13 protein-coding genes and 2 tRNA genes are annotated in these 12297 nt (G+C 27.6%); 6 read left to right on the top strand and 9 right to left on the bottom strand.

The annotated features are described in order from the left end of the window. Window positions 1–181: 181 nt before the first annotated feature. The 6 genes from mnmE (at window position 182) to T386_RS0100880 (ending at window position 6007) form a co-directional block, all read left to right on the top strand. Window positions 182–1528 (top strand): tRNA uridine-5-carboxymethylaminomethyl(34) synthesis GTPase MnmE, encoded by a 1347-nt coding sequence (gene mnmE / locus T386_RS0100905; RefSeq protein WP_029513297.1) that lies wholly within the window; start codon window positions 182–184, stop codon window positions 1526–1528. A 9-nt stretch (window positions 1529–1537) separates the two neighbouring features. Then, window positions 1538–2311 carry a TatD family hydrolase gene (locus T386_RS0100900; RefSeq protein ID WP_029513296.1) on the top strand — a complete coding sequence of 258 codons (774 nt, stop codon included), beginning with the start codon at window positions 1538–1540 and terminating at the stop codon, window positions 2309–2311. After that, window positions 2295–3068: a 16S rRNA (adenine(1518)-N(6)/adenine(1519)-N(6))-dimethyltransferase RsmA gene (gene rsmA / locus T386_RS0100895; RefSeq protein WP_029513295.1), complete on the top strand. Its 774-nt coding sequence runs from the start codon at window positions 2295–2297 to the stop codon at window positions 3066–3068. The genes T386_RS0100900 and rsmA overlap by 17 nt, the downstream gene beginning before the upstream one ends. Window positions 3069–3100: 32 nt before the next feature. Then, window positions 3101–4099, top strand: a complete 999-nt coding sequence (locus T386_RS0100890) for an NAD(P)H-dependent glycerol-3-phosphate dehydrogenase (protein ID WP_029513294.1) — start codon at window positions 3101–3103, stop codon at window positions 4097–4099. 91 nt (window positions 4100–4190) lie between these two features. Next, window positions 4191–4700 (top strand): MAG0490 family ComEA-like DNA-binding protein, encoded by a 510-nt coding sequence (locus tag T386_RS0100885; RefSeq protein ID WP_029513293.1) that lies wholly within the window; start codon window positions 4191–4193, stop codon window positions 4698–4700. Then, window positions 4625–6007, top strand: a complete 1383-nt coding sequence (locus T386_RS0100880) for an MAG0480 family ComEC-like protein (protein WP_029513292.1) — start codon at window positions 4625–4627, stop codon at window positions 6005–6007. Before T386_RS0100885 ends, T386_RS0100880 begins: the two co-directional genes overlap by 76 nt. A 22-nt stretch (window positions 6008–6029) precedes the next feature. Here T386_RS0100880 and T386_RS0100875 read toward each other — a convergent pair. The 9 genes from T386_RS0100875 to nusG form a co-directional block, all read right to left on the bottom strand. Continuing rightward, window positions 6030–6106 (bottom strand) — tRNA-Arg (locus T386_RS0100875). Between the two features lie 7 nt (window positions 6107–6113). Beyond that, window positions 6114–6188 (bottom strand) — tRNA-Cys (locus T386_RS0100870). Window positions 6189–6273: 85 nt separating this feature from the next. After that, window positions 6274–6825 (bottom strand): ribosome recycling factor, encoded by a 552-nt coding sequence (gene frr, locus T386_RS0100865; RefSeq protein ID WP_029513291.1) that lies wholly within the window; start codon window positions 6823–6825, stop codon window positions 6274–6276. Continuing rightward, window positions 6825–7547 (bottom strand): UMP kinase, encoded by a 723-nt coding sequence (gene pyrH / locus T386_RS0100860; RefSeq protein ID WP_029513290.1) that lies wholly within the window; start codon window positions 7545–7547, stop codon window positions 6825–6827. The genes frr and pyrH overlap by 1 nt, the downstream gene beginning before the upstream one ends. A gap of 219 nt (window positions 7548–7766) precedes the next feature. Beyond that, complete coding sequence (locus T386_RS0100855; protein WP_029513289.1) at window positions 7767–8807, bottom strand: YihY/virulence factor BrkB family protein; 1041 nt, start codon at window positions 8805–8807, stop codon at window positions 7767–7769. A 22-nt stretch (window positions 8808–8829) separates the two neighbouring features. After that, window positions 8830–9573: an NAD-dependent protein deacylase gene (locus tag T386_RS0100850; RefSeq protein WP_235732236.1), complete on the bottom strand. Its 744-nt coding sequence runs from the start codon at window positions 9571–9573 to the stop codon at window positions 8830–8832. Between the two features lie 125 nt (window positions 9574–9698). Then, window positions 9699–10541, bottom strand: a complete 843-nt coding sequence (locus tag T386_RS0100845; protein ID WP_029513287.1) for an Eco47II family restriction endonuclease — start codon at window positions 10539–10541, stop codon at window positions 9699–9701. Next, on the bottom strand, window positions 10525–11535 hold the full coding sequence (locus T386_RS0100840; protein ID WP_029513286.1) for a DNA cytosine methyltransferase: 1011 nt from the start codon (window positions 11533–11535) through the stop codon (window positions 10525–10527). Before T386_RS0100840 ends, T386_RS0100845 begins: the two co-directional genes overlap by 17 nt. Window positions 11536–11695: 160 nt before the next feature. Further along, a complete protein-coding gene (gene nusG / locus T386_RS0100835; RefSeq protein ID WP_029513285.1) occupies window positions 11696–12295 on the bottom strand; it encodes a transcription termination/antitermination protein NusG in 600 nt (199 codons plus the stop codon). Between the last annotated feature and the right edge of the window lie 2 nt (window positions 12296–12297).

Raw genomic sequence — 12297 nt, 5'->3', positions numbered from 1 at the left:
ATAATATGTATTTAACAAATAAATTTAAAAAATTATCTTTAATATTCATATTTTTACAAACATGTTGCAAATTGAAAAAAATGAATGCGGAAAAAAATAATATACGAAGCCTGCTTTTCTCATTTTTATACACTTTTAGAAAGTTAATATTCGTTTCAATTATTGTAAAATTAAAACTATTATGATAAATGATACAATAGCAGCAATCTCTTCTGGTGGAAAAATCAATCAAGCCATATCAATTATTAGAGTTAGTGGCTTCCAAAGTTTTGAAATTGTTAAAAAAATTTTTACTGGTAAAGTTGGCAAGAATCAAACTATTACATTTGGAAAAATCATTGATACAACTAATGAAAGTGAAATTATTGATGAAGTTTTATGTATGTGATATAAAGGAACAAATAACTTTGTTGGCGAAGACACTGTGGAAATTAATTGTCACGGTGGAATTATAATCACTAATAGAATTTTAGAATTATTAATAGCTAATGGTGCAAGATTGGCTGAGCCTGGTGAATTTAGTCGTAGAAGTTTTTTAAATGGAAAAATGGACTTAATTAAAGCAGAAGCTATTAATGATTTAATTCATGCTGAATCATTAGTACAAAGTAAAATAGCTATTAAAAAATTTGACGGAAAAACTTCAATATTTATTCAAGAGCTAAAAGACGAATTGGTCTATTTAATAGGTGAAATGGAAGTTTCAATTGATTATCCAGAATATGATTTTGATAACCCGTTTAATAATGCTTTGCCGCAAAGATTGAAAGCAATTAGTTCAAAAATAAAAGAAGCAATTCAACTAAGTGAGTCTTCAAGAATTATTTTTGATGGTATTAAAGTGGCTATTGTGGGTAAGCCAAATGTTGGTAAAAGTTCATTACTAAATGCTTTTTTAGAAGAAGATAAGGCGATTGTTACAAATATAGCAGGCACAACAAGAGATGTTATTGAGGCTCAATGGCAATATAAAGGTTTTCTATTTAAATTTATTGATACAGCTGGGATTAGAGCAACAAAGCAAAAAATTGAACAAATAGGTATTGATAAATCATTTGAACAAATATCTAAATCTGATATTGTTTTACATATTTTTGACCCTTTGCAAAAAAATGATGACTTTGATAAAAAAATAAAAGAGGAAGCAATTAAATTAAATAAAGTTTATATGCCAATAATTAATAAAAAAGATTTAATTACAAAGTCAAGTAGTAAAAATAAAGATGCCGTTTATGTTAGTGCAAAAAATAACGACATAGACATACTAAAAGAAAAATTGGCTTCTGCATTTGCTAATATAAATATTAATTCCTATAACTATGTTAATAATGCACGTCAATTAGCATTAATTAAAAAAGCATATCAATCAATTAATGACGCACTTAGTGCAATTGATAACCATTATGATTTTGACGTCACAATAATTGATCTAAGACAGGCATGATCTAGCTTGGCTGATATCACAGGTAGGGCTGATAATGAAGATTTACTTGATGAAATGTTTAAAAATTTTTGCTTAGGAAAATAAGGAGAAAATATGGCTATTAAATATATCGATTGTCACACACATCCAATTAAAATGTATTATGAGAATAATTTTCACGTTGTTGAAAAAGCGCACAGCAAAGGCTTAGTGGCAATGCTTGTAACTGGCTGTGATCCTGTTGAAAATTTAGAAGTGCTAAACATTTGTAAACATTTTGATTACACTTATCCTGTTATTGGTGTGCATCCTAATTTATCAACCGGTACTGATGATGGTGAAATTATTAATTCGCAGATAACACCAGATGTTATAGCTATTGGTGAAATTGGTTTGGATTATTATTATCCTGAAACAAATAAGGAAAAACAAATTGCTTCGTTTAAAGCACAAATTAAAGTAGCACAAAAACACAATTTACCTGTGGTGGTGCATATGCGTGATTCATATGAAGATTTATATAAAATAATTGATGAATTTCCTGATGTTGATTTTATGATTCATACTTTTAGTGGAGACCTATATTGAGCTAAAAAATTTTATGAATTAGGATGTTATTTTAGTTTTAGTGCTATTGTCTCTTATAAAAATAACAAACAATTGATGGAAGTATTAAAATGAATGCCTATTGATAGGATTTTAACTGAAACAGACGCACCTTATTTACCACCAGCAACTAAGAGAGGTGAAAAAAATTATCCTAATTATGTAATTCATACAGCTAACTATATTGCTGGTATTAAAAATCTTTCAATAGAAAAATTTACTGACCAAGTTTTAAAAAACGCAAAAGAACTCTTTGGTATAAACTTTGCAAAAAAACATTAAAGCTAAGAAGAAATTTGGTCAAAATTTTTTAAACAACTCATCAATAATTAAAAAAATTATTGGGCTACTAATGGTTGATGAAAAAAACATTATAGAAATAGGGCCTGGCAAAGGCGCCCTCACCAAGGAATTAGTTAATATAACCACAAACCTTATTTGTTTTGAAATTGATCATGATATGGTCGATCATTTGTCTAATCTAGGAATTTTTAACAATGATAATAAGCTATTAATACAACAGGATTTTTTAACTACAAATTTAACAGAATACTCAAATTTTACAATTATAGGAAACATTCCATATTACATCACGAGCGAAATAATTTTAAAAATTATCGAAAATAGATATTTATTTAAAAGGGCTATTTTGATGGTACAAAAAGAAGTTGCGGACAGAATTGTGGCTCAACCTAATACTGATTCATATTCTAAACTTAGTTTAACTTGCCAATATGTCGCTAAAGTAAAAAAAGAGTTGTTTGTAAGCAAAAGTAACTTTACTCCTACACCAAAAGTGGATTCAGCAATTGTGTCTTTTGATTTTTATCAAAATATTAATGATAATTATGATAATTTAAAAGATTTTTTTAAGCTTTGTTTTTTAGCAAGAAGGAAAAAGTTATTTTGATCTTTACAAACAAAATATGATAAAAGCCTTATAATAAATGTATTTAAAACATTAAATCTAAATGAGAATATAAGAATTCAACAACTGAATTTAGAAACAATTTTAGAACTATATAAATTATTGAATTAGTCTATAAAACAGCATTTTTAGAAAAGGAACCTATGAAAAAACACATAACATTTATTGGCTCAGGAGCTTGAGCCAGCGGTCTTGCAAGTGTTCTCTCTTATAATAATCATCAAGTAACATTATGAGGCATTGATGATAAGGAAGTAAATGATATTAATCATGGAATTAATTCAAAATACTTCGGTGATCAAAAGTTTAACAATCCTCAAAATATTCGTGCCACAAAAGATTTAAAACAAGCGCTCGAACATTTTGATTTTCTAGTTTTGGCCGTTCCATCAAATGCTATCATTAGCGTTTTGAAACAGATAAAAGATATCATTGGCAACCGTAAAATTAAAATTATTAATGTGGCTAAAGGGATTGATTCTAAAAGTAAGAAGTTTTTTTCAAGCGTTATAAATGATGAATTCCGCGAAAATATTGAAGACTATTGTACTATTATTGGTCCTTCATTTGCTGTCGAAGTATTTGCTAATAAACTAACTATGATTAATATTGTTGGGCCTAATTTGGACTACTTAATGGATGTTACTAAAATTTTCAATAATGACTATTTTAGACTTGTGCTAAATCCCAACGAAACAGGAAGTGAATTATATGCAGCATTGAAAAATGTTCTAGCTATTGGTATAGGGATGATTAATTATATGATGCCTTTTCAAAATCCACAAGCTGCATTATTATCAATTGGCGTTAAAGAAATCCATAAGATTTATCAAAAATTTATGCCACACGGAAGTTATAAAATTGGTTTTGAATTAGCGGGCATTGGTGATATATTTTTGACTTGTTCTAGTCTAAAAAGTAGAAATTTTCAATTTGGTTATGAAGTAGCAAAAAATGGTTTAAAAAATGTTTTAGCTAATAACCAAAAAACAGTGGAAGGCTACCACAATGCTAAAATTTTAGAAGAAATTTTACTTACTATGAAAGATATTAAAACACCATTTTTATGGAGTATTATTGATGTTTTATATCATGAAAAAGAACCAAAAAAATTATTAGATTTTATAAACACATATATTTAATTAAATACAAAAATGAGAAAATTAAATGATTTTTCTCATTTTTATTCGCTTTTTTTTACATGAATAAGAAGTTTTGATTTTAAATTATGAAATGAAATGAAAAAATATTTTAATTGGTTTAGGAATGGTTATTTGTGGTGCATCAATATCTGCTACAATTGCTTTTAAAAGCAACAAAACAGTTTTTAGAAAACAATCTGACGATAACCAAACAATATCTGTTGATATACATGGGGCAGTACTTTTTCAAGGCAAACATTATTTCAAAAAAGGCATCTCGCTTAAAGAAATATTAAATGTTGTAAAACTCCAAAACGCTGATTTATCGAACATTAATCTTGACCAATCATATGAAACCAACTGTAAAATTTACATTCCTTATCTAAAATCTAATGTCGAAAAAAGACCTTTTTCTAAAATAAGTTGAATAAATATAAAAGACAAAAATCAACTTTTAAATATGGGTTTGTCAAATAAAATATCCACTCTTTTGTTTCAATTAAGGAGAGAAAAAATAAATATTACATGAAATGATATAGCGCACTTAAAAGGAATTGGATCAAAAACACTTGCAAAATTAAAGAAAATTTTAATTCTGTAAATTTAAACTTGCTTGCATTGTGCTTGCCTATATTGGTGCACTTAGCCGTTTTCAGTGTGAAAACAAAATTTATTTGAATCATAATTTACATCTCGATAATTTTATTTATTAATATTAAAAATTGGCCTGTATTAGCAATAGGTATTTTTTCAATTTTAATTTACATTTCATTCATTATTCATCACTTAAATTATCAAAATGTTGAAAATGGAAAATATATTATTGAGGGGGTAGTTTCGAAGGCAACCAATAGTTATTTTATAATCAGTAATAATAATCATAATATTCTAGTTTTTACTAATTTATTTGTTTCACCTATGAAAGTTATTCCAGGCGCTACAGTAAATGTCTCCGGTTTCCTTACAACAGATATAAAACAATTAAATTATGATAATAATTTTTTTATATCCAACTCAATTACATACTTATTAAATAAGCCATATGTTGAAAAAATAGTCTATCCAACAAGAAGTATCAATTTAATGATTCAATGTTATGGTGATAACTTTATTTATTTTTCAAGATATTGAAAAACTATTGTTTTTGGTTTTATTAATGACAAAATAGCAAGCAGTAAGGTTATGTTAATTAATGTACCTCATTTGCTAGCTATTTCTGGATTGCATTTTGACATATTATTCTTTGTTATAGGTATATTCTTCAAACCTATTACAAAAAAATTTACCAAATTTAACTATGTAATTTGATTTATTATGTTTTGATATATAGCTCTTTTGTCAAATTACATTTCCGGAATAAGAAGTTTGATTATGCAAATTACTAAGACACAAAAAAGGGTTAGAAGCTACCAATTTAAATATCTTGATGGTTGACTTATTTCATTGTTTGTAGTTTTTTTCATCAACTTTAATTCTATTTTCTCATATACTTTTATATTTTCATTCTCATCTTCGCTTTTAATATTGGTTCTTAATAGAGTGGTTAAATTTAAGAGAACATGAGTTAAAAACTTATTAATTTTAGGTTTGATTTTTTTGTTTAATTTGCCAATTGTTTTAAAAATAAATAAATATTTTAATTTGTTTGCTATTATTTTTGGAATACTTTTAACACCAATTTTTGAGCTAATTTATATAATCTCAATAATGTGTTTTTGGAGCGTTGATTTTCTTAATTCACTTTATTACGCCTTTGATATTTTTTTAGATTTTTTAATTAGAATATCAATCATAATTCCAATCAGCCTTCAAATACCATGAACTATAATAGGTTTAAATTTCGCACTGTGATTTTACGGAATATTCATATATTGCTTGTGTAAAATAAAAAAATTAGGACTTGCCTAATTTTGGTCAATTTTCATTGAACTGGCGCGCCCAAGAGGAGTCGAACCCCTAACCTTTTGGTCCGTAGCCAAACACTCTGTCCAATTGAGCTATGGGCGCATAAATATGGAGGCACCAACCGGACTCGAACCGGTAATCAAAGTTTTGCAGACTCGTGCCTTGGCCTTTTGGCTATGGTGCCATAAATAAGTAAAGACCAGAAAAATATCAAAAGTATTATATTCTATTTTTAAAATTCCATAAATGGAAAAATGAATATTGAGGGCTTAAATTGTCATAATTTCTTTTTCTTTTTTATTCACAATTTCATCAACAATAGCTATTTTTTTATCAACCACTTTTTGAACTTCATTTAAGAAATGTTTTTGATCATCTTCTGATAATTCTTCATTAGATTTAATAGCTTTGTTAATATTTTGGCGAGCGTTTCTGATGCCCACTTTAGCATTTTCAGAATGTTTTGATAAATTTTTTGTTAATTCTTTACGTCTTTCAGTTGTGAGTGGTGGAAAAGTAATTCTAATTTGACTTCCTTCATCAACAGGGTTAATACCTAATGATGCATTTGTGATACCTTTAATTACATCTTTAACACTTGAAATATCAAACGGTTTAATTAATAGTTGTTGTGGTTCAGGGACACTAATTGATGCTAATTCTTCAAGCGGAGTAAGCGAATCATAATAGTTGACTTTTACTCCTTTAATAATTTGAGGATTTGCTCTACCTGTTGAAATTTTAGAGAGCTCAAAAGTTAAGTGATTAATTGCTTTTTCAGATTCTTCTTCTAATTGTAAAATATATAAATCTAAGTCCATTATTTTTTAACCTCAGTATATTCTATTTTGCCATCAATAGCACGTACAATAGCATCTTTTTCTTTAATATTAAAAACTATTAAATCTATGTTGTTATCCTTTGCCATACTTGTAGCAGTGAGATCCATAACTTGTAATTTTTTTTCAAGTATTTCATCATATGAAATATTTTCAAACCTTTTAGCATTAGCATTTATTTTAGGATCAGAATCATAAATTCCATTAACACCATTTTTGCCCATTAATATAACTTCTGCTTTAATTTCGGAAGCAAAAAGAGTTGCAGCTGTGTCAGTTGTGAAATAAGGACGACCGGTTCCGCCAACGAAGATTACAATTTCGCCTTCGTTAAGATATTTATCAGCTTTTTCATTAATGTAATTTTCAGCTACTTTTTGATCGACCACAAGAGACGATTGAACTCTGGCTTTTAAACCTGCTTTTTCAAAGCCGCTTTTTAACGCTAAACCATTCATAATTGTTGCCAGCATACCAATATAATCAGCTCTATTTCTAGGTATTCCATTCTTTTCAGCACTAGCACCACGGAAAAAGTTTCCGCCGCCAATTACTATACATATTTGTATGCCTTTGTCTGATATTTTTTTAAGCTGCCTTGCAATGTCCCCAACGAGTTCATAGTCAATCGCTAGGCTTTTTTCTTTATTAACTAATCCTTCGCCTGAAAGTTTAATTAAAATCCTTTTATATTTCTTTTTCATTAGCCCTCTATAATATAATTATTTATATATGTATTATTAAATTATAAAATAAAAATTAAAAATCACTATTTTTATAACAATATCGCGACTCAGCAGAACAAAAAAAGGAGCGATTTTGTTTTAAATAGTTCTGAAAATATCTATGGTAAAAGTTGAATAAAAAAATAATTAAAATTAAATAAAATAGTTGTTTTATAGATATAAAAGGAAAAAATCAGCTTATAAGAATTTTTTAAATCAAATTTTTTTAGATATGGTGTATCTTGAGTGAAAAGTTTTATAGTATGCCTCGTTTGCTATTATGCCAAGATAAATAAAATATGCCATATTTGAAACTAATAAAGCTATATACATAAAGACACCAAAAATACCAAATTTATTGTAATTAATTAATGAGGTTAAATATCCAAATATTGTGACAAAAATCATCGTAGGAACAGAAGCAATCAAAACTCCTGGTGTAACTAATGACCATGATATTTTAAAGGCAGGAGTAAATTTTAAAAGTATAGAAAAGCCAGAATATAAGTTTGCCATTAAGTAAATTGAAAATACAATGTAAAAATATATATTTTTATTGGTTTCAGATGCTTTATCCATATTAATCATTTTAAAAAATGAAAGATAAATAAACATAGATAAGAAAATAAAAACAGTGATACATAAAACAACTATAAAGCCCTTTAATCTATTAATAAATCAATTACCGGTGGTTTCATGTCTATAAATATAGTTAATACTATATATAAATTTAGAAAACCCGCCTGATGACACTCATAGTGAAGCAAGAAAAAGGGGGATAATAACAGCGTATGTTCCTGTGTCTCATGTTTTAGGCATAGAATCAATAAATGATTCGAGACCTGGAATAATTTTTTGTAATACTTCCTCTTTAAATAAGGTTTTCAGATTAATAGGCAATAAATTAAGCATTACATAAACAGACATAACGATTGGAATAAAAGAAATAAGTAAATAAAATGCAAATGATATAGGAATAAAAGCAAAGTCCTTGCCTGTAAATCTTTTATAAACTCTATTAACTAATTCATCCATTTTGGTTTTGTTTTTGTTAACTGTTTTAGAAACAGCAATAAGCATTATTATTTTTATAAAAAATTTAATAATAAATTCTATAAAAGATTTCTTTCGATAATTAATGGAAATAATATTTTTATTAAAACAAGAGTTTTTCAACTCTTTGTTATATTTTCTATTCATCGCTTTTACATTTTTGTTGGTATATAAATTATTATTCATAATAAATCTTTATTAATTATACTTATAAGTTTTCAAAAACATATTTTATATCCTCATTAAAGTAGATTAAATCTACATCTAAATCATTTTTATAAATCACTTTTTGTTGAATGTCTTCTTTATTTAAAACGACAATTTTTTTACCATTATAAAACTGTAAAAAGGATGAGGCTGGATAAACATTTAAGCTTGTGCCGGCTACAATCAATAAATCTGCATTTGAAATATATTCAATAGTCTTATTGATAGAATCGGAATTAAGTGGTTCCTCATATAATACAACATCTGGTTTTATAATAGATTTACAGTCTAAACATAGAGGGATAAAATCATTAAGCATTGCTAGTTTTTTAGTTTCTATGAAATCATATTTAGCAGAACATTTAGTACAATAATTGATATTAGCATTTCCGTGTATCTCAATAACATTGGTATTGCCTGCTAAGCGGTCTAAATTATCAATATTTTGTGTAATGACAATGTTTTTAGAATCTTTGTCCTTACATCAAGTTGCAACTGTCTTATGAATAATATTTGGTTTAATGTCTTTATTAAACATTTGAGAATAATAATATTCATAGAACATTTTTGGATGGCTAACAAAAAATGAATGGCTTAAAATATTCTCTGGGTTATAACCATTAAATTTTTTGTTATATAGTCCGTTTGTTCCACGGAAATCTGGTAAGCCAGAAGCTACGGAAACACCAGCGCCGCTGAAAAATACAATTCTTTTTGCATTTTTAATCCAAAGTTTAAATTGCATTAATTTACTATTAAAATTTTCATTCATATTTAAATTTTAACAATATTTAAGAAATTACAATACTTGTATATTTTTCTATATTTGTTTATATTATAGAAAAAATAGATAATTCATTCCCTAAGAAATTACTTAATATTTGGATTTTTATCGGCTATAAAATTAAATTCATTATAGGTACTAAAACCTAACATATACATGGATAATATCATGCCCATATTTTCATCCGTTCCAACAAAACCACTAGCCATATTTTTTATCTCACTATAGACTTTATCCTTAGGCACACCTATCTCATTTTCTTCATCAATGACTTCATTTACTATTTTTGGTAAAACTTTACAAATTTGATAAAAAGCATCACTTTGACCTGTCACTATTTCATAAAACTTATCAATGCTTACTCTTCTAATACGATTATGTGATACTTTTTGCCCATCGACAATAGTTTGTCAAGTAATGTTCTGACTTTTGGCTGCAATAACTTCAACTAAAAAGCAGGCACAATTATCATTATGCAACAATTGATTTTGCATTTTCATATATGTTTTACTAGCAGATGAAGAATTCATTGTATTATGTTTATTTTTAAGCTCAACAAATATCTTTGCTACTTTATTACCATCATCTAATAAATATCCGTTTTCATTTTCAACAATAATATCTCAGCCACCTTCTTTTCCATTATCAGGCACATGGCAATTTTTAATATATTTAAAAATTCTTTGATGAAAATAGCCTATTTCATTTGTATTGGACTTGTCTCTTTGTCGAAATATTTCATTTGCAATAATTGTTTCCCATTCAGCATTATAAACTGCTTTATCAAAGATCATTTTTATAGGATCGATTAAATTTTTATTAAATTTTTTAAGATTATAGACTATCAGCTTATCGCCATAGTGTTTGATTGTGTTTTTTATGTGTTGTTTAAAGTCTTTTTGATTTATAAAATTAATTGTTCATTGCATTTAAAAACTCCATGTCTAATGCTTTTATTATTTCTAGCCCTATTCTCTTAGCTAGCTCTACCGGAACAGCATTTCCAATTTGTTTATACTGGTCGTTTAAATTACCATAAAAGTTTCAATCATCTGGAAAACTTTGAATTCTAGCATATTCCCTAACAGTAAAAGGCCTTGTTTCTGATGGATGGCATCTCTCAGTTTGTTTCTGTGATGGAGATGTGGTTAATGTTAAACTAGGTTCATCTCATGAAATTCTTCTCGCTATACCTCTTTTTCCTCCATGTGAAAAATAACTTTTTCCCATATATTTTTTAGCTACATCTTCTGGTAAATCCACCCAGCAACCACCAGGAGGAACGAGCTCTATAACTTTTCTTTTATTTTCACTATATGGTTGATATGGACTGTTGGGCACATCTTTTAGAACATCTTTTAGAACTGTCATTTTTTTATCAGCGTGTGGAAGTTCAAAACTTATACTGTCTTTTAAATCGTCTCTGATTCCTACGATAATCAATCTTTTTCTTTTTTGACCCACACCATAATAAGCAGCATTTAGTATCTTATGAATTAGTATATAACCTAACGACCTAAAAAGATTCGTTATAGTTTGAAATGTTTGCCCATTATCATGGGTCAACATTCCAGCAACATTTTCAAATAAAAACATCTTAGGTTTAGTTTCTCTTACACACCTTGCAAATTGAGCAAATAAAGTTCCTCTATCATCATCAAAGCCTAATCTTTTTCCCGCATAGGAAAAAGCTTGACAAGGAGCACCTCCACTAACAACATCAATTTTTCCATGAAAATTAGTAAAATTGACGTTTGCTATGTCATCTTCAATAACATTTCAATTGGGTCTATTTTTTTTTAATGTTTGACATGCTTTTGGATCTATTTCAACTAGTAATTTGCTTTCAATACCTGCTTTTTCTAAACCCAAGGCTAAGCCACCAGCTCCAGCAAATAACTCAATACCTGTATATTTGGCCATTTTATTAATCACCTCCTCTGGCATTATTAAATAATTTTTCTATTTATTAAATTTTAAAATAATCTAATAAGATGCAAAAAATCTTCTCTATTTAGTTTATTAAAAAAGTCTCAAAATAATAATTTCGAGCTAATGTTTATATTGTGTTTTTTAATTGAAATTATTTTTCTTGACTTTCAACAATTGAATAATCAAAATCAGTAGGAACTTTTTTACCAAAGTGCTCAACTTCGACAGTTACTTTTTGAGTTGAATCAAAGGCTTCTAAAACCTTTCCTGTTGTACCTTTAAATGGCCCATCAGTAATTTCTACTATTTCGCCAATTTTGAATTTTTCGACAACTTTCCCATTGTTAAAATCATCTAAAAGTTGTTTTTCTTTTTCAAAAGCTAAATCAATTTCTTTTTTGCTAACAGGTGTTGGTTTTGTACCTTTACCAGCTGAACCAATAAGACCAGTCACATATTGAGTATTACGCACAACAAATCATGCCTTATCAGTCATATCCATATTTATAAAAATATAGCCGCCATACATATTATTCATTTTAACTTTATATGGCTCACCTAAAGCTTTTTTTTCTGCTTCTTTAGCTGTTAATACAGGTTTTTTGAAAATTTTAAATGCTCCATCTGGTGTTGCATCGTGATTAAAACTTTCTTCAACTTGTTCACTAACAATACGGTTTTTTAAAGCCTCAACTACTTTATCTTCTTTGCCTGAAACTGTACTAATCATATATCATTGAAAATGTGACATAC

The sequence above is a fragment of the Mycoplasmopsis primatum ATCC 25948 genome (genome assembly GCF_000702785.1).
Taxonomy (GTDB): domain Bacteria; phylum Bacillota_I; class Bacilli_A; order Mycoplasmatales; family Metamycoplasmataceae; genus Mycoplasmopsis; species Mycoplasmopsis primatum.
Note: the sequence above shows the minus strand (reverse complement) of the source record. Positions and strands in the feature narration are given on the sequence as shown.